Source organism: Gillisia marina (genome assembly GCF_000258765.1).
Lineage (GTDB): Bacteria > Bacteroidota > Bacteroidia > Flavobacteriales > Flavobacteriaceae > Gillisia > Gillisia marina.
On sequence record NZ_AJLT01000042.1, the window covers coordinates 1 to 21,445 of the forward strand.

The following is a 21,445-nucleotide window of genomic DNA, read 5'->3' on the forward strand; positions in this document are numbered from 1 at the left end:
CATTGCAGGTGCAAGGTTGGTGGTATCACTTAAAGGTGAAATTTTATCTCCAAAATAAGCTCCAGATAAAATTGCTCCGGCAGTCATTCCAACCGAAATATCCAGTGCATTTGCTATTCCAATTAAAGCAATACCAACTGTAGCAGATGTTGTCCAGCTACTTCCTGTAGCAACAGAAATGATAGCACAAATAATAACACAGGCCGGTAAGAAAATAGTGGGATTTAATATTTGTAAGCCATAATAGATCATGGTGGGAATAATTCCGCTTACCATCCAGGTTCCCGCAAGGGATCCAACCATCAACAAGATCAGAATCGCGCCGGCAGTACTCTGTACGTTATTGGCAACCTCGTCTATCATGGTGCTGAATTTTACTTTATTCAGAATCCCAACGATTGCCGCAATAGCACCTCCTAATAGAAGAATAAACTGATTTGAACCACTTAGCGCATCATCTCCAAAAACATAAACGTTAAAAGCAAGCATTCCAATTAAACAAATTACCGGTATAAGTGCTTCCCAAATATTCAGTTCTCTATTTACAATTAGTGGGTCATTTTCTTGGTGATTGGTATTGCCTTCCATTAAGATTTATTTTTCGGTTCGTAATGTTACGATTTTAACACATATTTTGCAACCCAAATATTTTATAGGAATTTTCTGAAGGAGGATAGCTTTTAATTGAGTGACCATAGAGATAACTAAGGAATACAAAATCTTAGTTTGAAGATTGTAATAGCAGAAGTTTTATTCTGAAGAAAATGATTTTTGAAATCCACGAGCTTAGTGAATATAAAAGTTTACAATAAACTCTTTTCACCATTTAGAATGGCTATTCCAGAGGAGGTACCAATTCGAGCTGCTCCAAGATCTATATATGCCTTTGCAGTTATAAAATCTCTAATGCCACCCGAGGCTTTGATTCTCATATTTGGAGAGATCACTTTTTTTTATTTCTGAAACTCCTTCTAAAGTAGCACCTTTAGTTCCGAAGCCGGTTGAGGTTTTTACAAAGTCTGCACCGGCACTTTCTACAATTTTGCTCGCAATACTTATTTCTTCTGAAGAGAGATAACATGTCTCTATAATAACCTTTAAAAGTTTCCGTCCAATTATATTTTTAATCGATGCGATCTCTGTTTCTACTAAATTTAATTTTCCGGATTTAAGAAGACCAAGGTTCATTACCATATCTATTTCATCGGCACCATATGCAACTGCATCTTCTGCTTCATATATTTTAGATCTGGAAGAACTTGTTCCTAATGGAAATCCAATTACCGAGCATATTTTTACACTAGAATCTCGCAAGAGCTCTTCAGCTAAATGTATATAGCAACCATTAATACATACCGAGAAGAAATCATGAGTTTTTGCCTCTTCACATAAAGTGAGGATATCGTCTATGGTCGCGGTAGATTTAAGTAAGGTGTGATCTATATAAGAATTGATTGGTTTCATATTTTTTATAAAGTTCTAAGATAAAACTTATCCATAAAAAAATGCCTGTTAGAAAATTCATTCTATCAGACATAATTATAAAAAGTTAAAAACTCTTAGTTCGCGCTTATGTTTTGTAGTAAACCAACAGTTTCCATACAATCCTTCATCATTTTATAGGTACGTTCAATATCGTTATCCAATCCTATAGAGAATCTAATAAGCCCATCTGAGAGCCCCATTTCTAGTTGCTCTTGTACAGGTATTTCAGAAGAAGTAGATGTTCCTGGTGCACTGAACAAAGTTTTATAAAAACCTAAGCTCACTGCCAAGTATCCAAGATTTCGTTCTTGCATTAATTCCATCAATTCATTGGCCTTATCCAAACTCCCCACATCTATGGTAAGCATTCCTCCAAATCCGTAATCTTCATTCATCATAGACTTAAATAATTCATGACTTGGGTGAGAAGGTAAACCCGGATACACCGTTCTAAAGCCATCTTTCTCAAATTTTTCAGCTAAGAACATGGCATTTTTACTGTGTTGTTTCATACGAATGTGCAAGGTTCTCATGTTCTTTAAAATAGAGGCAGCTCGTAAACTATCCATCGTTGGCCCTAACAACATATTTGCTCCATCTATCACACTGCGCAACGAGTTGATGAATTCTTGGGTTCCACAAGTAACTCCACCTACGGTATCGCTACTTCCGTTTATAAATTTTGTCAAGCTGTGAATTACCACATCTGCTCCCAATTCGGTTGGAGTGATAGAAAGTGGAGAAAAGGTGTTATCTACTACCAGAGTTAGTCCGTGTTTCTTTGCAATCTTTGAAAGCCCTGCAATATCTGCCACTTCCAGTAATGGATTACTTACCGACTCGCAGTATAAAACCTTAGTGTTTGGTATGATAGCTGCTTCTACCGTTTCTAGTTTTGTAATATCCACAAAACTAGTCTGGATATTTAATCTTGGCGCAAAATTCTTAAGAAACGCATAAGTTCCCCCATATATAGTTCTACTGGAAACAATATGATCATCTGCTTTGCAAAGTTGTAAAAGAGCAGCAGTAATAGCGCCCATTCCGGAGGCTGCTACGTTTGCAGTTTCGGTTCCTTCCATGGCAGCTAAGGCTTCCCCTAAATATAGATTAGAAGGTGTAGAATGTCTTGAATATAAATAGCAACCATCTTGATTTCCTTCAAAGGTATCAAACATGGTTTTTGCAGAAAGAAAAGTGTATGTGGAAGAATCGGAAATTGAAGGATTTACTCCTCCAAATTCACCAAAATATTGAAGGTCTTGAATATGATTTGCTGGTTTGTATTTCATGATAGCTGTGTTGTTAGATTTATATAAAACTAATGTATAGTAGAATATTAGTCAATGCAACACATTAAATTCAGTTTTTATAACTATAAAAAATCACCTATTTAGAATAATAATTTAAATTTTATTATTTTCAGCTTTTAAAACCGAAAATTTTTCAGCATGGCCTTAGATAATATCGATAAAAAGATCCTTCAAAAACTGCAAAGCGATAGCAAGATTACCAATAAGAAGTTGTCTACAGAATTAAACCTTTCCGTTACTGCTATTTTCGAGCGTATAAAAAGATTGGAGCGCAATAATGTAATTAGTGGTTATGTGGCATTGGTAAAACCGGAACAGGTAGAAAAATCATTTATGGTTTTTTGCCAGATAAAATTGGTGCAGCACTCTAAAACTTATGTCATTAAATTTGAAGATGAGGTCGCGAAATTACAGGAGGTATTGGAATGCTATCATGTAAGTGGGGAATACGATTATATTTTGAAAATTCTAGTTAAGGATATGGAAGCTTACAGAGAGTTCCTTTTAAATAAACTTACCAATCTGGAACATATAGGTAGCACCCAAAGCACATTTATCATTAGTCCGGTGAAAAGCACCACGGCCATTGCTTTATAAGAGCTAGAATTCCGAAAACCGCATATTTCCAGATTGGTCATTGCGCAGAATAGTCGTAGTTTTGTAATCGATTTTTACCAAAACATTAAAAACATATTTATGAGTACATATGATGTAGTAATAATTGGATCTGGGCCCGGAGGTTACGTGGCTGCCATACGCTGCGCACAATTAGGAATGAAAACTGCGATCATTGAGAAATATTCCACTTTAGGAGGAACTTGCTTAAATGTAGGTTGTATCCCAAGTAAAGCATTATTGGATTCTTCGCACCATTACGATGATGCTGTGAAGCATTTTGAAGAGCATGGAATTGAGATCTCTGGAGAAGTAAAGGTGAATTTAGAGCAAATGATGAGTAGAAAATCTTCTGTGGTTTCTCAGACGTGCGACGGAGTTAAATACCTGATGGATAAAAATAAGATCGATGTTTTTGAAGGGGTTGGTTCTTTTAAAGATGCTTCTCATATATTGGTAGATAAAACTGAAGGTGGCCAAGAAACCTTAGAAGCAAAACATACTATTATTGCTACAGGATCTAAGCCTTCTAATTTGCCATTTATCAACTTAGATAAAGAGCGTATAATTACTTCTACTGAAGCTTTGAAGCTGAAGGAAATTCCAAAACACATGGTTGTTATTGGAGGTGGAGTAATAGGTTTGGAATTAGGGCAAGTTTATAAAAGACTTGGATCTGAAGTGACCGTTGTTGAATTTATGGATAGAATTATCCCAACAATGGATTCGGCTCTTTCTAAAGAACTTAATAAAGTGCTTAAGAAGCAGGGAATGAAGATCAATGCGAGCCATAAAGTGAAATCTGTAGAGCGTAATGGCGATGAGATCACTATTAAGGCAGATGATAAGAAAGGAAACGAAGTGGAATTCAAAGCAGATTATTGCTTGGTTTCTGTGGGCCGTAGACCCTTTACAGATGGTTTAAATGTGGAAGCTGCAGGTGTGAAAATGGGAGAACGCGGAATGATAGCCGTGAACGATCATTTACAAACCAATGTGAAGAATATTTATGCAATTGGAGATGTTGTTCGTGGTGCTATGCTAGCGCACAAAGCGGAAGAAGAAGGAACTATGGTTGCTGAATTGATCGCGGGACAAAAGCCACATATTAATTATAATTTAATTCCCGGTGTTGTTTATACATGGCCGGAAGTTTCTGCAGTTGGTAAAACTGAAGAGGAATTAAAGGAAGCAGGAGTAGATTATAAAGAAGGAAAATTTCCGATGAGAGCATTAGGAAGATCTCGTGCTAGTGGAGATACCGATGGATTTGTGAAGATCTTAACCGATGCCAAAACCGATGAAGTGTTAGGAGTACATATGATTGGAGCTCGTGTTGCCGATCTTATTACTGAAGCGGTCACAGCAATGGAGTTTAGAGCTTCTGCTGAAGACATTGCAAGAATGAGTCATGCACATCCAACCTATGCAGAAGCAATGAAGGAAGCAGCACTTGCGGCTAACGATCGCGCAATGCATATCTAAGGAGGTCTTAGACCCATTTTAAAATAAAAAATTCCCATCGGTTTTAGACCTTTGGGGATTTTTCTATTATATATTGACATACTTCAATTGTCACACTGAGCTTGTCGAAGTGTGCTTTGTTACTGTAAAGAGGCTTCGACAAGCTCAGCCTGACATTTTTCTTTTTATAGATATTTTTAGTATTTAATTTTTGTCACACGAGCTTGTGTTGTCACACTGAGCTTGTCGAAGTGTGCTTATAATTGGAAGTGGGTTTAAATATTCTAAAGAGTCTTCGACAGGCTCAGACTGACATTATCAGGAAAGACAAACCCCGTCATCCTGAATTTATTTCAGGATCTTGTGCTGTGCAGAAGTTCAAATCTGGATAGAAGCTGAAACTCCCGAAGCGTCGGGACAACTTGACAATCTTTTAAAAAATGATGACTTCAGAAATTTGTGGTACAACCTATTAAAACTTTCCATACTTTTAAGGTATAATTCTTAATAAAAAGAAATCATGGCTAAAGAAAAATCCCCTTCAAAAAATTCAGCAAAGAAAGAACCTGTGTTGAGTTTAAAAGAGAAGCGTGCTGCTAAAGCTGCTAAGAAGAAAAACAAAAGTTAAAAGATAAATTTTAAGCTATCTCGATGGTGTAGGTAGCGTGAAAACTTTGAGTAGGCATTAATTTATTAATGCCTTTTTTTGTTTTAAAATTCTGATCGGTATCTTCCAGATCTGCGATTCCTAACCAAGGTTCTATGCACACATAAGGTGCATTGGGTTTCGCCCAAATCCCTAAATTTTCAAAATCAGAATAGTCTAGGCTTAAAATCTTTCCGGTATGCTTACTATTCAGACTCACTTTTTTAGAAGGGATATTTTGGAAGATCAATGCATCATTATCAAAAAGGTCCTTTTTTAAATGGATCTTATTTTCATCTTGAAGCACTGTTTCTGAAACATTAGTGATTAAGCCATCCTTAGATAAAACTGCTGTTTCTAAATCCATTTTTTGGTCAAATTCCAGATAGCAATCTTCATAGGTTTCCCCAGGGAAAAGAGGCGCATTAAAAGCCGGATGCCCACCAATGGAAAAATAAATTTCCTTGGTATCCAGATTGAAAACTTGATGTTTTACCGCTAATGATTTTCCTTTTAAAGTAAAACTGATCTCTACTTCAAATTTAAAAGGATAAACTTTTAAAGTATCATTTGAATATTTCAGACTAAAAGCTAATCGATCGCTAGCTTTGCTCTTTAGAATTACAGCCTCATTATTTCTAAAAAAGCCATGTTTAGGCATGTGAAAAGTGTTTCCTTCAAAAATGTAAGTATCATTTTTGAGTGCACCAATAATCGGGAATAGATTAGGAGCATGGCTTTCCCAAAATGCAGGATCGCCTTGCCAGATATGTTCGGTTCCGGTTAAGTTGTTTGTAATACTACAAAGTTCTGCACCTATAGATTTGATGCCTACACTTAATAATTCGTTCTCCAACCTATGTATTGCCACATTTTTCATATAATCGAATTATCAAGTTTAGGAAAAACTATTTTTTATGGCGTCTATTTGCACCTTTATCTCCTCGAGTTTGAGGCTTTTTATATTTTTTAGCAATCTCCCGCCTGTATGATCCTCCTAAATTTTCCTTGCTGTTTTTCTCACTTTTTTCATGAAAAGCAGGTCCCGGTGCATCTTCATCACGTCTTTTCTGCGGATTGTTTATCTCAAAAACTTTTGGTTGCTCCTCTGGGATAAGCACCGTAGAGATTTCTATGTTTTCCGGCAACTCGAATTGAGGCACCTTCATATTCATAAGATTTTCAATCTTCTCTAAATTGTCCTCTTCTTTTTCAGTAGTTAAAAGAAAAGAGATCCCTTCTTTTTCTGCACGCCCGGTTCTACCAATTCGGTGCATATAATTTTCAGGATATTCCGGAGTGTCAAAATTAATTACGTGAGACACATTTTCTATATCCAATCCACGAGCCATCACATCTGTAGCAACGAGTATTCTACTAAAGCCCTCTCCAAATTGCTTGATACTTCGCAGTCTATAATTTTGAGATTTATTAGAGTGAATCACCGTACATTCATCTTGGAATTCTTCAGCTAAACTTTCAAAAAGCCTGTCTGCTAAACGCTTATAGGCAACAAAAATTAGTACTTTGGTATAGGTTTCTTTATCCTTTAAGAGATCTCTCAGGAAGTTAACCTTCGTATGAAAATTCGGAATTTTATAACCTCTTTGCTCTATATTGTCAAGGGGAGTTCCACTAATTGCAACAGATATTTTTACTGGTTGTTTAAAGCTGATATCTATAATTTCTTCCACAGCTTCAGTCATCGTTGCAGAGAACATAATATTCTGCCTATTCTGCGGAAGCAATTCAATGATGTTGTTAATCTGAAATCTAAAACCCAAATCCAACATTACATCTACTTCATCTATCACTAATTTCTGAATAGATTTCATTTGTACTGCACGGCGTAAAATAAGATCGTACAACCTTCCGGGAGTAGCAACTATAATATCCAATCCCTGAAGCAAATCGGAATGTTGCGTGTTTATATTTGTTCCTCCATAAATCCCTGTACTGCGGGTATTCATGTAGGCAGTTAATTTTTCAATTTCTTCACGTACCTGCACTACCAATTCTCGGGTTGGTACTAAAACTAAAACTCTTGGATTTTTTTGTTCAGAATACTTAAGCATTCTAAGAATAGGCAACATATAAGCAAATGTTTTTCCTGTTCCCGTTTGCGCAATCCCAACTACATCTTTCCCGGACATGATTGAAGAAAATGCCTGTTCTTGGATAGGTGTAGGCGTGTCGAATTTTAAATCTTCTAACGCGTTTAAAAGAGGAGTATTTAAATTAAGATCCTGAAAAGTCACTTGAGTTTGTTTTAATTAGCTGCAAAGATATGTTTTGCAACTAAGGAATAAGATAAAAAACTTATGGAAATAGCCATAACGGATAATAAACAGATTTTTAACGCAATTCATTTTTAAAGGTTCCCGATAATTTAGGTATTTTTGAGAATCTTGAAATACCCATTATGAAAAAGATTTTAGCCTTTGCGGGCTCCAATAGCAGTACTTCTATCAATCATCAATTCATTGCGCATATTGCCAATAGAATCCACGGGCATGATATTAAGGTTGTACGTTTATCGGAGTATGATATCCCAATGTTTAGTGTAGATAAGCAAAACACCAATGGCTTTCCTTTAGATATACAAGTAATTAAAAACTTGATTGCTGAACATGACGCCTTGATGATCTCTGTAAACGAACATAATGGAGCCGTTTCATCATTTTTTAAGAATATTCTGGATTGGCTTTCAAGGTTGGACCGCAATTTTTTAGAAGATAAAAAAATATTATTGGTGAGTACTTCTCCCGGAGCACGTGTGCAGCATCTTCGTTGGAATATACCAAAGGAATTTTACCAAGGTTTGGAGGGCAAGTAATAGAAAGTTTTAGTTTTCCTTCTTTCAACGACAATTTTGCCGATGATGCCATTCAAAATGAGGTTTTGAATATGGGCATTGAAGATGTCTTGACTACCTTTGCGCATGAAATTGAAATCTAAGTGCGTACTACTACAGAATTTTTATTAGAAGATCCAACAACATTTAAACAGAAGCTTTTTCAATGGAGTTCCCAATTCTATGAAATTGCTTGGCTGGATAGTAATAACTATCCTCAAACAAGTTCTAATTTTGAAGCCGTATTGGCTGTAGAAGCTTTTACCGCCTTAAAAACAGATTATCACGGTGCTTTCGAGCAATTGAAAGAATATCAAGATACCACCAAAGATTGGATTTTTGGATATCTTTCTTACGATCTTAAAAATGATCTAGAGAATTTGAGTTCCAAGAATTTCGATGGATTGAATTTTCCTGATCTCTATTTTTTTCAGCCTCAAAAATTGATTCTGGTTGGGAAGGAGAAGGTTGAGTTTCGTTATTTGAACATAGTAGAGGATGAAATCGCTTCAGATTATAAAGAAATTCTTCAACTAGGCTTAGACTCGAAAACTATTTCTTCTGAAGAAAAAAATGAAGCAACACCTATCCAAGCACGGATTTCAAAAGAAGAATATCTAGCGAAAGTTTCAGAAATGTTGGAGCATATTCATCGAGGCGATATTTATGAAGCAACTTTTGTCAGGAATATTATGCGGAGAAAAGAACTATAGATCCCGCAAAAGTGTTTCAGAATCTAAATGAAATTTCTTCCCCACCGTTTGCTTCATTTCTAAAATTAGAAGATTATTATCTGCTTTCGGCATCTCCGGAGCGGTATATAAAAAAGGATGGCAATAAAGTGATTTCTCAACCCATAAAAGGAACTGCCCGAAGAGCCGAAACCGAAGAAGAGGATGAGAAGATCATAGAAATGCTGGCGAAAGATCCAAAAGAGCTTTCAGAAAATGTGATGATCGTAGATTTGGTGCGTAACGATATTTCCAGAGTCGCTAAAAAGGGAAGTGTTCACGTGGACGAACTATGTAAAGTGTATTCTTTTAAGCAGGTTCATCAGTTAATTTCAACTATTTCAGCAGAACTTGAAGTGGGCACAACCCCGGTAGAGGTGTTACAAGCCACGTTTCCCATGGGAAGCATGACCGGTGCACCAAAGATCTCTGCAATGAAGATTATTGATGAACTAGAAGAAAGCAAACGTGGCTTATACAGTGGAGCAGTTGGCTATTTTACTCCAGAAGGAGATTTCGATTTTAATGTAGTAATAAGGAGTATTCTCTATAACGCAAGCTCCAAATATGTGTCATTTTCGGTTGGAGGTGCAATTACTTCTAAATCTATTCCCGAGCAGGAATATGAAGAATGCCAGTTAAAAGCGAAGGCGATGCTAGAGGCACTACAATCTTAAAATCCGCTTGGCTGGGAATCCCTTAAAAGTTCTTTTTTTGCCAAGTCTTAAAACGGGCTTATTTCTTATCTTTGAATCTTATGGAAAAAGCCTTCAAAAATCACCTGAAATCTGAATTCCCTTTTTTATGCCAAGGCAAATTATTACTGGCAATAAGTGGAGGAGTAGATAGCGTGGTTTTGGCTCATCTCTGTAAACTGGCTAAATTGAATTTTTCCATTGCCCATTGTAATTTTAACCTTCGGGCTGAAGAAAGTGATGCCGATGAGGAGTTTGTTTTGGATTTAGCTGAAAGGCTGAATTGTGAAGTTTTTATAGAAAATTTCGATACTCCAACTTTTGCTGAAGAGGCCAAAATTTCCATCCAAATGGCAGCCAGAGAATTAAGGTATCATTGGTTTGAAGAGCTAAGTGCTGCTATGAAGTTCGATTATGTGTTAACTGCACATCATGCGAATGACAATCTGGAGACTTTTTTAATCAATCTGGTTCGAGGAAGCGGATTAGAAGGTTTTACCGGGATTAAAGCCGTAAATAATTCGGTTGTTAGACCTTTGCTTTCTTTTTCTAGAAAAGAGATCGAAACATATGCGAACGATCATAAAATTATTTGGAGAGAAGATAGTAGCAATGCTTCCAATAAATACCTTCGGAATAAAATTCGTCATGATATTATTCCAATTTTAGAAGAGTTGAATCCGCAGTTGTTGGAGAGTTTTCAGAATACGCAATCGCATCTTACAGAAACTTCAAATTTGGTTGAAGATTATATAAGCTTGATCTATCCTGAAATTGTTGCTAAGAACGTGTATGGATATGAGCTAAAAGTGGATTATTTGAAGAAACTGCCGAATCCAAAAGCAGTTTTATATCAATTACTTAAAACCTTCGGCTTTTCTGAATGGAATGACGTGTATCAACTTTTGGATGCGCAAACCGGGAAAATGGTCCTTTCTGAAACACATAGATTAATAAAGGATAGAGAAGTCTTACTTTTAACCGAGATCCCTTCAGAAGAAAAGACTCAGAAATATGGGATAAGGGAAGGAGAGCAAATAATTATGTTGCCAGTTGGTAGATTCACTATTTCTGAGGTAGATAAAATAGCCAATGATACCCCAAACAGCATCTATGTAAATAAAGAATTGCTTCAATACCCCTTGATTTTACGAAAATGGCAGAAGGGAGATTTCTTTTACCCTTTTGGCATGAAAGGAAAGAAAAAGTTAAGCGACTTTTTTAAAGACAATAAATTATCTTTGCCCGAGAAGGAAAATAGCTGGTTGCTGTGTTCTAATGAAGATATTGTATGGGTTATAAATCAGCGTGCAGATAATAGATTTGCCATTACAGATCCTTCTCAAAAAATATTAAAAATCACCTATTCTTTATGAAATATTTCTGGTCACTGCTCCTTTTATTAATATTCCCTATCACTTTATTTTCTCAGGTTTTCACTTCTTCAGATGAAGATGCACAAATTGTAGAACCTATTTCTTGGGACTCTCATTTGGAAAAGGAAAATGATAGTATTTATAAGCTAAAATTTACCGCGAATTTGGATAAGGGTTGGCATTTGTATGCACAAGATGTACCAGAAGGAGGGCCAATTGCTACAAGTTTTACCTTTAATAATTCTAGTTCTACCTACGAGTTAATTGGAGAAACATCAGAACCTAATGTACCTACGTATTATGATGAGGTATTTGGAATGGAGATTAAATATTTTGACGATAAAGCAGAGTTTTTTCAGACTATAAAAGTTATTGATCCTGACGCGATTATTGAGGTTGAGGTAGAGTTTATGGTTTGTAATGATGAAATGTGTTTACCTCCAGATATCGTTCCGTTTCAGATTTCTGTAGCAGCGAATAAAACGACAAAGGGCTATGCAAATGAAGAAATAACTCCAATAGATCTAGAGAAAACTGAAGCTCTTAGTTTGGAGATGAAGGGCTGGGAAAAATACAAACCGGAAGGTGAGGAAAAAGATGGTTTTATGACCATTTTTCTATTAGGTTTTTTAGGTGGACTGATCGCTTTATTAACTCCTTGCGTATTTCCTATGATTCCTTTGACGGTTTCATTTTTTACCAAGGGCGCAAAAAGTCGAAAAAAGGGACTAGTAAATGCCATTCTCTATGGCCTATTTATATTTTTGATTTACTTATTATTGAGTGTTCCTTTCCATCTTTTAGATAGTCTAGCTCCGGAAATCCTAAATAATATATCTACAAACGTCACTTTAAACATTGTTTTCTTTGTCATTTTTATAGTATTCGCATTCTCATTTTTTGGGTACTACGAGATCACTTTACCAAGTTCATGGAGCAGTAAAATGGACGATAAAGCCTCCAGTATCGGAGGTGTGGTAGGCATCTTTTTTATGGCGCTTACTTTAGCTTTGGTTTCGTTTTCTTGTACAGGACCTATCTTGGGTTCACTTCTAGGAGGATCTTTAAGTAGCAATGGAGGCGCAATGCAGCTTTCCTTCGGAATGGGTGGTTTTGGTCTTGCTTTGGCCTTGCCCTTTGCATTATTTGCCTTATTCCCTAACTGGTTGAATTCTTTACCTAAAAGCGGCGGCTGGTTAAATACCGTAAAAGTGGTTCTTGGATTTATAGAATTAGCACTCGCCTTTAAATTTCTTTCTAATGCAGATTTGGTTGAACATTGGGGTCTTTTAAAAAGAGAGATTTTTATTGGAATCTGGATCTTAGTAGGACTGGGATTGATGCTATATTTATTCGGAATTATACGGTTTCCTCATGATGGGCCTAAAAAGAAACTAACAAAATCTAGATTCGGTTTTGGAGCGCTTACCTTCATTTTTGTTCTCTATCTTTTCCCGGGATTAACAAATTCCGGATTTGCAAACCTTAAACTTTTAAGCGGATTCCCACCGCCATTATTCTACAGTGTTTATGAGAAAGACACCCAAGGCCCTTTAGGACTTAAGGCTTATAAGAGTTGGGAAAAGGGATTGGAGATCGCAAAGCAGGAGAATAAGCCAATCATCATAGATTTTACAGGTTGGGCTTGTGTGAACTGTCGAAAAATGGAAGAACAAGTTTGGAGTAATCCGGAGGTATATGAGGTGTTGAAGAACGATTATATTCTGGTTTCCTTATACGTGGATGATCGTGAAAAATTACCGGAACATGAACAATTTAAGTATGTTCGGGCTAATGGAAGCATCAAAAAGATCAAGACTATTGGTGATAAATGGGCTACATTCCAGACAGTGAATTTTCAGAATAATTCACAGCCGTTTTATGTGCTTTTAGATACTGATTTAAATTTACTTAATCCGCCAATTGGGTATACTCCAGACTCTAAAGAATATCTAGAATGGTTGCAGCAAGGACTTCAAAAAAGGGAAAAAGAGTAGAAATCTAAATTTTTCGAGGTTAGTCAGTTAATTTCTATCTTTAGGTTTTTAAAGCTTTAAATATGAAAGCCCATAATGGGCATTTAACAAAAAGGTCAATTCCATATCCTGAAATATCGAATTATTTGAGTATAGGAAAGACATGACCGCTAAATTTTATTTCTATGAAATTAACCCATTCCCCGCTTATTTTTATAATAAGCCTTTTTCTATCCCTTTCAGTATTTTCTCAAGCTGAAGACGAATATCAAGTAGCCGATAATTATACAAAACAGGAAGTTGAGATCACGATGCGCGATGGTATAAAATTGCATACCACCATCTATTCTCCGAAGGATACTTCTAAGAAATATCCAATTTTATTACAACGAACTCCATATAGTTCTAGACCATATGGAAAAGATCAGTTTAGATCTAAAATAGGGCCTAATGAATACTTGATGAAAGAAGGAAACATCATTGTATATCAAGATGTACGAGGAAGATGGATGAGCGAAGGGGTGTACGATAATATGCGGGCATATATTCCGAAGAAAAAAGGGAAACAAGTAGATGAAGCTAGCGATACTTACGAAACCATAGACTGGTTGGTGAAGAATGTAAAAAATAATTCGGGGAAAGTAGGAACTTGGGGAATCTCATATCCTGGATACTATGCCTTATACTCTCTTTTAGATGCGCACCCGGCTTTAAAAGCTGTTTCTCCACAGGCGGGAATTGGAGATTTTTTCTTCGATGATTTCCATCATAATGGTGCTTATTTGCTGAGTTATTGGAGAGCTACTGCCGTTTTTGGATATGAAAAAACAAAACCTACAGATTCTGCTTGGTACAAATTCCCAGAGTTGGGAACTCAGGATCAATATCAATTTTTCTTGGATAACGGTCCGTTAAGTAATTTGGATAAATATTATAAAGAAGACAATGTTTTCTGGACTCAGTTAAAAGAGCATTCTAGCTACGATGAATTCTGGAAGTCCAGAGGATTGATTCAACATTTGAAAGACATCAAACCGGCAGTGATGGTTGTAGGAGGATTATTTGATGCTGAAGATTTGTATGGTCCATTTGAATCTTATAAAAATATTGAGGCAAAAAGCGATAATTACAATACGATGGTTTTTGGACCATGGAGTCACGGAGATTGGGCGAGAGATTCGAAAAGACAAGCGATTGGAAACGTATATTTTGGAGATGATATCTCTAAAAATTATCAAAAAGATATCGAAACTAAATTCTTCAATCATTTCTTAAAAGGATCCGGAACTAAAGAATCTGGATTACCAGAAGCTTATGTTTTTGATACCGGAAATATGAAATGGGATAGCTTCGAGCAATGGCCTCCAAAAGAAACCGTTAAGAAAACATGGTTTTTAGGTGCTGATCAAGAGTTATCAGAAACTGCTTCAGAAGAAAACCAAACTTTTATAAGCGATCCTAAAAAACCGGTTCCTTATTCAGAAGATATCAAGATGGTATTTACACCAAGAAAATATATGACAGATGATCAGCGATTCTCTGCAAGAAGACCAGATGTATTGGTTTATGAAACTTCTGTTTTAGAAGAGGATATGAGTTTGGTAGGTGCTATTGAAGCACATTTACATGTTGCAACGACCGGAACCGATGCAGATTGGATCGTGAAAGTTATAGATGTGTATCCTCCAGATGCTGAAGATACCGAGGAAACTCAGGAATATTTGAAAATGAGCAATTATCATATGATGGTGCGTAGCGAGGTAATGAGAGGACGTTTTAGAAATAGTTTTGAGAATCCGGAGCCATTCAAGGCTGGTGAGAAAACTTCAGTTGACATTACGTTACAGGACATTAACCATACTTTTAAGAAGGGTCATAAATTACAAATTCAGGTACAAAGCACTTGGTTTCCTTTAATAGATCTTAATCCGCAGACATTTGTTCCTAATATTTTCAAGGCTGAAGAAGGAGATTTCAAAAAACAAACTCATACTGTATATGGAGATTCTACAATCGAGTTTTCTATGCTTAAAGAATAATTGATTGAGAATTTGTTATAAATAAAGCGATTAGTACAAATTCGTGTTGTGTTAAAATTATTACTGCGTCACCCTGAATTTATTTCAGGGTCTCAAAATGTATTAATTTATATATTGTTATGAAATTCTTAAACTTCTGACGTTTAAAACAGGGTGACCTTCTTTATGGGTTTATGATACTTTACGGACAATCAAAAATGAATAAATGAAAAACATATTTAAAGGAATAATTGCAATGGCTTTACTAAGCATTGTAATTGCCTGTGAAGACGACAAAAAAGATCAAGTATTATCTTCAGAAGAAATTGCGAAAAACTCTAAGGATTTGAACGATTATTTCGAAGTTGAATTTGAAAAAGATGTTGCAGATTCTCCGATGATGCAAACTCGTTTGGGAAGAAAAACAGACTATGGGAAATGGGATGATTTTTCTACTCAGAAGTATGCAGATGATCTGGAGAAAGCAAAAAAGCGATTGGAATTTATTGAAAAGGTAGATGATGTTTCCTTAGATGAGCAAACCAAATTAAGCTACCGACTGGCTAAGCAAGGCCTGAAAGAAGAAGTAGCAGATTACGATTATAGATTTTATAATTACCCTATCAACCAGATGCACGGGTATCATGCAGAGTTACCGGCATTCTTAATCAATATGCACCGAATAGATTCTGTTGCAGATGCTGAAGCTTATATTGAAAGATTGAATGGGTTTCCAAAGGCGATGGAGCAAATTGTAGAGGGATTAAAGGTGAGAGAACAAAATGGGATCTTACCTCCAAAATTTGTTTTTGAAAAGGTAATCGACGATTCTCGGAATGTTTTAAAAGGAAGACCTTTTACCAATTCTAAGGAAGCCAGTGCACTTTTAGAAGATTTGAAATCGAAAGTTAAAGGTTTGAAATTATCAGAAGCAGAGCACTTGAAGCTTATTAATAAAGCTGAAAATGCCTTGAATACTTCTGTTAGAGAAGCTTATGAGAGTTTAATTACCACCTTGGAAGATCAGCAACAGCGTGCCACAACAGATCATGGCGCCTGGAAATTTCCTAAAGGAGAAGATTATTATAACAATAGGCTTAAAAGAATCACTACCACAAACTTAAAGGCAAATGAAATCCATGAGATTGGATTGAGTGAAGTTGCTCGAATCCATGGCGAAATGGAAGAGATCATGAAAGCTACCGGATTTAAAGGTTCCTTACAGGATTTCTTTGAGTTTATGAGAACAGATAAGCAGTTTTATTATGCAAATACTCCTGAAGGTAAAAAACGTTATTTAGCTGAAGCTACCGGGCTAATAAATAAGATGAAAGGGAAGTTAGATGACCTTTTCATCACCAAGCCTGAGGCAGATATTGTAGTAAAAGCTGTGGAAGCATTTAGGGAAAAGAGTGCCGGAAAGGCTTTTTATCAAGCTCCGGCAATCGATGGTTCCAGACCGGGAACATATTATGCGAATTTATATGACATGGAGGCAATGCCAATCTATCAGATGGAAGCCTTGGCTTTTCATGAGGGAATTCCTGGGCACCATATGCAAATAGCAATTGCACAAGAATTGGATAGTATTCCTATGTTCAGAAAATTCTCTTTTTATACGGCCTATGTTGAAGGTTGGGGATTATATAGTGAATTGGTGCCAAAAGAAATTGGGTTCTATAAAGATCCTTATTCAGATTTTGGACGTTTGGCAATGGAACTTTGGAGATCTTGCCGATTGGTAGTGGATACCGGAATCCATGCTAAAAAATGGACTAGAGAAGAAGGGATTGCTTATTATAAAGACAATACTCCAAATGCAGAAAGTGATTGCGTAAAAATGGTAGAGAGACATATCGTGATGCCTGGACAGGCCACTGCCTATAAAATTGGGATGAACAAGATCGTTGAGCTAAGAGAAGAAGCTAAGGTACAATTAGGTGATGATTTCGATATCAGGGAATTTCATGATGTAGTTCTTACCAATGGTGCCGTGCCGCTGAATATTTTGGAAGAAATGATACAAGAATGGGTGCAGTCTAAGAAAACAACATAGTTGTACTGCATATAATACAATTTCAGTATTAAGAATCAAAAAGCCATCAATTTGAAAATTCATGGCTTTTTGATTTTCATAAACTAAATTTTTAAAGTCAATCTTCCAGATTCATTAACCAAAGTGCTGCATCAGCAAACAATCCAGCCCAGAGAGCTTCATTATGCTCCCCATTCGGAATAGATGCTATATTTATTTGAGCATTAGATGATAACTTGGAAGAAAGTATATCGTTCATTTTATACATCATTGGTACCATGGTTTCACTTTCTTTTTCGCCGGCTCTAAAGTAGAACTGATTTTCAAAAATGCTATTTTCAACTATACTTTCAGTCAGATTAAAAATTTGTTCAGAATACCAAAAACTGGGAGAGAAGATAATCGCTTTTCCAAACACGTCTGGATGCTTTAAAGTTGCGTAATACGAGAAAAGCCCACCCAAGGAGCTACCGCCAATAAAGGTGTTTTCAACAGCTGGAGAAGTACTATAAAGGGAATCAACTTTTGGTTTTAATGTTTTCAGGATAAAATTTAGGTAACTATTTGCCTCGCCACCTTTATATTCCGGATGTGGGTAAGGTGTTAATTCGTCTATTCGTTTTTCATTCCCATGCTCGATCGCAACTACGATAAGTTCTAATTTTAAACTATCTAAAACCTCGTCTACTTTCCATTCTCCGACATAGGAAGTAGAAGCATCAAATAAATTCTGAGCATCTTGAAGATAGAGAACCGGATATTTTTTGGTGGAAGTTTTGTAAGATTCAGGTACATACACCCAAATCTTTTTTTAGCGTATCCAATTGAGGAGCATTAATTACAAAGGTGTTTACATTTTTTGAAGCAGTAGATTGTGCTATTGTGGGTAGTGCAAACAATAATGTAACAACTACAACAAAGAAATTAGAAATTTGTTTATTCATTTTCAGCGGCATTATTTAATTCAAAAGTGAAGGTTTCGGCTAAATTTGTAAGTCTGTTAATATCTGTAGGATTCGTTATAGCGTCCTTTGCATCCGCTAGTAATAGTGTGGCTTCCTCCTTGATATTATCATAATAATCCTGATTATAGGTTTTTTGCTGAAGCAAATAATGTAACATTACTAATAACTTCTGATTTAGGGTAACGTCGTGTTTACAATAAGTCCTTATAGCCACCATAACTTGATAGAGAATATCTTTAAAATCCACGGTGGTGATTTTCAAATAAGGAATTTCATCTCGACGAATAACATTTATATCCTTTTTCTGCATTCTTAACGCAAGTAATTCTGTAAGATAATCTATGGCATTAATAGCAGTTCCGGGGTCGTTAATTCCTGGAGACATTGCTTTCACAATAACTTCAGTTAATTGTTTGAAACCTAGAATATAATTGTCCTCCACCAACTCTTCCCTGGCAAAACTTATATTATCTAATACTTGTTTTACTTGCTCTTTATTAAGTTTGTTTTTGGACTTGAAAAGCGGAATCCCATTCAAAATAAAGCTGCCCTTAAAAGGGATTATATGTAGTTGAGTATCGTTCTCTTTGCTAAAATTAATCATGTTTGTATAAGAGATATTTTGAAGATATCCACTTTTTTCTGAATGATATTCATGCCAGTCATCACTATCAGGGAACTGTGTTAAATGGGTAGATTCTTTCTCAATAACATCTGTTAATCTAATTTTTGACTGGGTATAAATTTTCTTCAGAATATTGCTTATTTGAATAGACTGGGAAATGTTATGAATAAAAAAGATGAATGCGTAAATGCAGATTACAGTTCCTAGAATCCCCATTAATACTGAAAACCCGGGGATTTGGTATTTATCTCCAGTTGGTTGAATGGAGAATAAAATAAAAATGTTATAAAGGATTGTAGAAAGATAAATCCCCAGAATAATCTGATGTTTCCTATCTGAAATTAAGCCAGGCAACAACCTTGGAGAATAATTGCTAGAGGCCTGACTTAGCAACAGCATTACCATAGAAAAACTAAAAACTATTACAGATATAAGCCCTGAAATTAGAGCTGAAAGCATTGTCATTGCTGTATTACCATTATCTACAACTAAAATTGGAGCTTTTTCCAAAAGATATTTCGAGATTCCCAGACTTTCAAAATACATTAAAAGGAAAGCGAAGAAAATTCCAAATAAGGCTAAGACTGTAGGATAAAAAGCAATTTTACTTTCAAGGATATTAAAAAATGAAAGACTACGATATAATAATTTTTTCATGAGGTAATTTCAGAACTTAAAAATACCATTTTAGAAAATACTCCTATTATACTTCACATTTATTTAATTTCTGATGAAGCTCAAAAAGACAAAAAGTCAGTTAAAACGATGGTTTCCAAGACATTTTGACTTAAAAATAAGGTTGGAATTTATTTTGATTGAAATATTCTGAAATTGAGTATTAATTAAAAATTTGATGTTATGAACCTAATTAAAAGAAAAGAAGATCAGTGGTTACCATCTGTTTTTGATGATTTAATTAAAAACGATTGGTTAGGAGGAACCTCCAACGTCGGTAGCATTGGAACCAGAATTCCTGCGGTAAATATTCAGGAAACTGAAGATAATTTTATGGTTGCAGTTGCAGCTCCCGGGAAATCCAAGAAACAATTTAATATCGAATTGGATAACGATGTACTAACCATCTCTTCTGAAGAAAATGAGGAGCGTGAACTTACCGATTCTAATGGAAGGTTTACAAGAAAGGAGTTTAATTATAATAACTTCCGAAGAGCTTTTAGTTTACCGGAATCTGTAGAAAGCGAGAAAATCTCTGCTACTTACAAAGATGGAATTCTAGAAATTAATCTTCCTAAAAAAGAAGAAGCTAAGCAACAAGCAAAACGTATGATAGAAATAAAATAATTTGTTATTTCTAGTTTCCAAATAAAAAGCACCAAGTTGGTGCTTTTTATTTATTTAAAAGAATCCATCTATTTCCCGCACTCTGAATCGTGAATATTTGATTTGCGCCAATAAAGGTAACGTTCACATTATTTCGAACATCATAAAGATTATCTGCATTAGAAAATAAAAAGTTCTTGTTTCCAATTCCATCCCAACCAATTAGTCGAATAATCCGTCCTTTATTTTGATTTGCCGCAGGAATAATTAATTGGCTTAATTCGTTATTAATTCTCAGCGTTCCAACATCATCTGTAATAAGAAAATCTCCTGTTGCGCTTCCCGTACTAACATAGTTTTGTGCATTCGGATACGTCCAATTCATATTTCCTGAAGCGTCCAAGGTTAAAGTTTGGGAACTACTTCCTTTGCTGGCTGGAAAAATATATTCCTCTGATGGTGTATTTCCAATTCCAAGTCTGCCTGCGAAGTAACCGGCAAATACTTTATCGGGATTACTTCCATAGGCCACACTGTAAACTCCATAGATTTTACCTGTACCGGTAGTTTGTCCTATTTCGCTATAAACCCCATAATTGCTGCTATTCGTTCCGAAGGTCTTTCCAACTCTATTATAAATCCCATAAATATCATTGGTTCCGGAATTCTGATAGGTTTCATTAAAAATTCCATAATGTATTCCTATTCCAACGCCACCAACATTATTTTTTATTCCATACTTATTGCCGTTTGTAGCGCTCCGGTTGTCGCTAATGATACCATAAGTTGTAAGATTATCTACTGTAGGATTGTTATTATCTACTTCCAAACCTTTCTTGATCGCAGCATCTGTGGTGGAATTGAGAGCGATTTGTAATTTAGAAGTTATGTCCTGAGTACCAATTCCAATATTTCCATTTCTAAATAGGGCATCGGTAATGTTGTTAGGACTTACGGTTGTGGCTGGTTTATAAAAATTTTCTGAAGCAGTCCCAGCTAAAGCTTCCCATTTTTTTGCTTCATTATTCCAGAAGTAAAATCCACTCTTTTGAATTGGCAAGTTAGCATTTAAAAAGACCAGCATACCATGCTGGTCTTTAGTGGGAGGATCCACTGGAAATTTCTGAATTCTTGGAATCAATAGTCCATCAATCATCAATGGATTGTCGGGGGAAATTGATACAATATCTAATTGAGCCTTGGGGGAAGATGTATTAATACCTACTTGGCAAATACCAAAAAAAGGTATTATAAATAAAATAAATACAAATTTTTTCATCTGTAACACAATTAACCACCACAATAAATAGGGTTAATGTGAAGAATGAATTTTAAAGATATTAAATTAATAGATTGATTATTAATG

Annotated in this window: 15 protein-coding genes and 2 pseudogenes; 9 read left to right on the top strand and 8 right to left on the bottom strand. The window is 35.7% G+C overall.

All coding sequences use genetic code 11. The features are described from left to right. From ON07_RS10570 to ON07_RS10580, 3 genes and pseudogenes are all read right to left on the bottom strand, one after another. The coding region (locus ON07_RS10570) for a Na+/H+ antiporter NhaC family protein (protein ID WP_010231089.1) at nt 1–588 on the bottom strand (588 nt) is incomplete at its 3' end. A 215-nt stretch (nt 589–803) separates the two neighbouring features. Further along, nucleotides 804–1,464 (bottom strand): annotated as a pseudogene (gene deoC, locus ON07_RS15265) (deoxyribose-phosphate aldolase). Between the two features lie 95 nt (nt 1,465–1,559). Beyond that, entirely contained in the window at nt 1,560–2,777 is a 1,218-nt protein-coding gene (locus ON07_RS10580) for an aminotransferase class I/II-fold pyridoxal phosphate-dependent enzyme (protein ID WP_010231094.1), read from the bottom strand. A 159-nt stretch (nt 2,778–2,936) separates the two neighbouring features. Between ON07_RS10580 and ON07_RS10585 the strand changes: the two genes are divergently transcribed. Together ON07_RS10585 and lpdA are read left to right on the top strand one after the other, a co-directional pair. Next, on the top strand, nt 2,937–3,395 hold the full coding sequence (locus tag ON07_RS10585; protein WP_010231097.1) for an Lrp/AsnC family transcriptional regulator: 459 nt from the start codon (nt 2,937–2,939) through the stop codon (nt 3,393–3,395). Nucleotides 3,396–3,494: 99 nt separating this feature from the next. Then, entirely contained in the window at nt 3,495–4,898 is a 1,404-nt protein-coding gene (gene lpdA / locus ON07_RS10590) for a dihydrolipoyl dehydrogenase (protein ID WP_010231098.1), read from the top strand. A 617-nt stretch (nt 4,899–5,515) separates the two neighbouring features. On the opposite strand, the gene ON07_RS10595 is transcribed toward lpdA, so the two are convergent. Continuing rightward, a complete protein-coding gene (locus tag ON07_RS10595; protein WP_010231099.1) occupies nt 5,516–6,403 on the bottom strand; it encodes an aldose 1-epimerase family protein in 888 nt (295 codons plus the stop codon). A gap of 28 nt (nt 6,404–6,431) precedes the next feature. Next, a complete protein-coding gene (locus tag ON07_RS10600; protein WP_010231101.1) occupies nt 6,432–7,781 on the bottom strand; it encodes a DEAD/DEAH box helicase in 1,350 nt (449 codons plus the stop codon). Nucleotides 7,782–7,945: 164 nt separating this feature from the next. Here ON07_RS10600 and ON07_RS15270 point away from each other — a divergent pair, with 164 nt between their 5' ends. The 6 genes and pseudogenes from ON07_RS15270 to ON07_RS10630 all read left to right on the top strand — a co-directional run bounded on the left by ON07_RS15270 (nt 7,946) and on the right by ON07_RS10630 (nt 17,229). Beyond that, nucleotides 7,946–8,359: an NADPH-dependent FMN reductase gene (locus tag ON07_RS15270; protein ID WP_010231102.1), complete on the top strand. Its 414-nt coding sequence runs from the start codon at nt 7,946–7,948 to the stop codon at nt 8,357–8,359. A 122-nt stretch (nt 8,360–8,481) separates the two neighbouring features. Continuing rightward, a pseudogene (gene pabB, locus ON07_RS15275) lies at nt 8,482–9,785 on the top strand (aminodeoxychorismate synthase component I). Nucleotides 9,786–9,865: 80 nt separating this feature from the next. Further along, nucleotides 9,866–11,179, top strand: a complete 1,314-nt coding sequence (tilS, locus tag ON07_RS10615; RefSeq protein ID WP_010231105.1) for a tRNA lysidine(34) synthetase TilS — start codon at nt 9,866–9,868, stop codon at nt 11,177–11,179. After that, on the top strand, nt 11,176–13,176 hold the full coding sequence (locus ON07_RS10620; protein WP_010231107.1) for a protein-disulfide reductase DsbD family protein: 2,001 nt from the start codon (nt 11,176–11,178) through the stop codon (nt 13,174–13,176). The genes tilS and ON07_RS10620 overlap by 4 nt, the downstream gene beginning before the upstream one ends. A 164-nt stretch (nt 13,177–13,340) precedes the next feature. Further along, complete coding sequence (locus ON07_RS10625) at nt 13,341–15,194, top strand: CocE/NonD family hydrolase (RefSeq protein ID WP_010231109.1); 1,854 nt, start codon at nt 13,341–13,343, stop codon at nt 15,192–15,194. A gap of 205 nt (nt 15,195–15,399) precedes the next feature. Continuing rightward, entirely contained in the window at nt 15,400–17,229 is a 1,830-nt protein-coding gene (locus tag ON07_RS10630) for a DUF885 domain-containing protein (RefSeq protein WP_010231111.1), read from the top strand. A 97-nt stretch (nt 17,230–17,326) separates the two neighbouring features. Here ON07_RS10630 and ON07_RS15280 read toward each other — a convergent pair whose 3' ends face one another. Both ON07_RS15280 and ON07_RS10640 read right to left on the bottom strand, forming a co-directional pair. Next, complete coding sequence (locus ON07_RS15280) at nt 17,327–18,007, bottom strand: alpha/beta hydrolase (RefSeq protein ID WP_010231113.1); 681 nt, start codon at nt 18,005–18,007, stop codon at nt 17,327–17,329. Nucleotides 18,008–18,144: 137 nt separating this feature from the next. Then, nucleotides 18,145–19,455 carry a DUF2254 domain-containing protein gene (locus tag ON07_RS10640; protein ID WP_010231116.1) on the bottom strand — a complete coding sequence of 437 codons (1,311 nt, stop codon included), beginning with the start codon at nt 19,453–19,455 and terminating at the stop codon, nt 18,145–18,147. Nucleotides 19,456–19,656: 201 nt separating this feature from the next. Here ON07_RS10640 and ON07_RS10645 point away from each other — a divergent pair, with 201 nt between their 5' ends. Continuing rightward, the gene (locus tag ON07_RS10645; RefSeq protein ID WP_010231118.1) at nt 19,657–20,100 is read left to right on the top strand and encodes an Hsp20/alpha crystallin family protein; all 444 of its coding nucleotides are present in this window, start codon (nt 19,657–19,659) and stop codon (nt 20,098–20,100) included. A 46-nt stretch (nt 20,101–20,146) separates the two neighbouring features. On the opposite strand, the gene ON07_RS10650 is transcribed toward ON07_RS10645, so the two are convergent. Beyond that, nucleotides 20,147–21,358: a hypothetical protein gene (locus tag ON07_RS10650; RefSeq protein ID WP_010231120.1), complete on the bottom strand. Its 1,212-nt coding sequence runs from the start codon at nt 21,356–21,358 to the stop codon at nt 20,147–20,149. Between the last annotated feature and the right edge of the window lie 87 nt (nt 21,359–21,445).

What these genes read in the sequence shown, in the direction of transcription:
- ON07_RS10580 (WP_010231094.1), bottom strand. Translation starts at nt 2,777, where the DNA reads ATGAAATACAAACCAGCAAATCATATTCAAGACCTTCAATATTTTGGT.
- ON07_RS10585 (WP_010231097.1), top strand. Translation starts at nt 2,937, where the DNA reads ATGGCCTTAGATAATATCGATAAAAAGATCCTTCAAAAACTGCAAAGC.
- lpdA (WP_010231098.1), top strand. Translation starts at nt 3,495, where the DNA reads ATGAGTACATATGATGTAGTAATAATTGGATCTGGGCCCGGAGGTTAC.
- ON07_RS10595 (WP_010231099.1), bottom strand. Translation starts at nt 6,403, where the DNA reads ATGAAAAATGTGGCAATACATAGGTTGGAGAACGAATTATTAAGTGTA.
- ON07_RS15270 (WP_010231102.1), top strand. Translation starts at nt 7,946, where the DNA reads ATGAAAAAGATTTTAGCCTTTGCGGGCTCCAATAGCAGTACTTCTATC.
- tilS (WP_010231105.1), top strand. Translation starts at nt 9,866, where the DNA reads ATGGAAAAAGCCTTCAAAAATCACCTGAAATCTGAATTCCCTTTTTTA.
- ON07_RS10620 (WP_010231107.1), top strand. Translation starts at nt 11,176, where the DNA reads ATGAAATATTTCTGGTCACTGCTCCTTTTATTAATATTCCCTATCACT.
- ON07_RS10625 (WP_010231109.1), top strand. Translation starts at nt 13,341, where the DNA reads ATGAAATTAACCCATTCCCCGCTTATTTTTATAATAAGCCTTTTTCTA.
- ON07_RS10630 (WP_010231111.1), top strand. Translation starts at nt 15,400, where the DNA reads ATGAAAAACATATTTAAAGGAATAATTGCAATGGCTTTACTAAGCATT.
- ON07_RS10640 (WP_010231116.1), bottom strand. Translation starts at nt 19,455, where the DNA reads ATGAAAAAATTATTATATCGTAGTCTTTCATTTTTTAATATCCTTGAA.
- ON07_RS10645 (WP_010231118.1), top strand. Translation starts at nt 19,657, where the DNA reads ATGAACCTAATTAAAAGAAAAGAAGATCAGTGGTTACCATCTGTTTTT.
- ON07_RS10650 (WP_010231120.1), bottom strand. Translation starts at nt 21,358, where the DNA reads ATGAAAAAATTTGTATTTATTTTATTTATAATACCTTTTTTTGGTATT.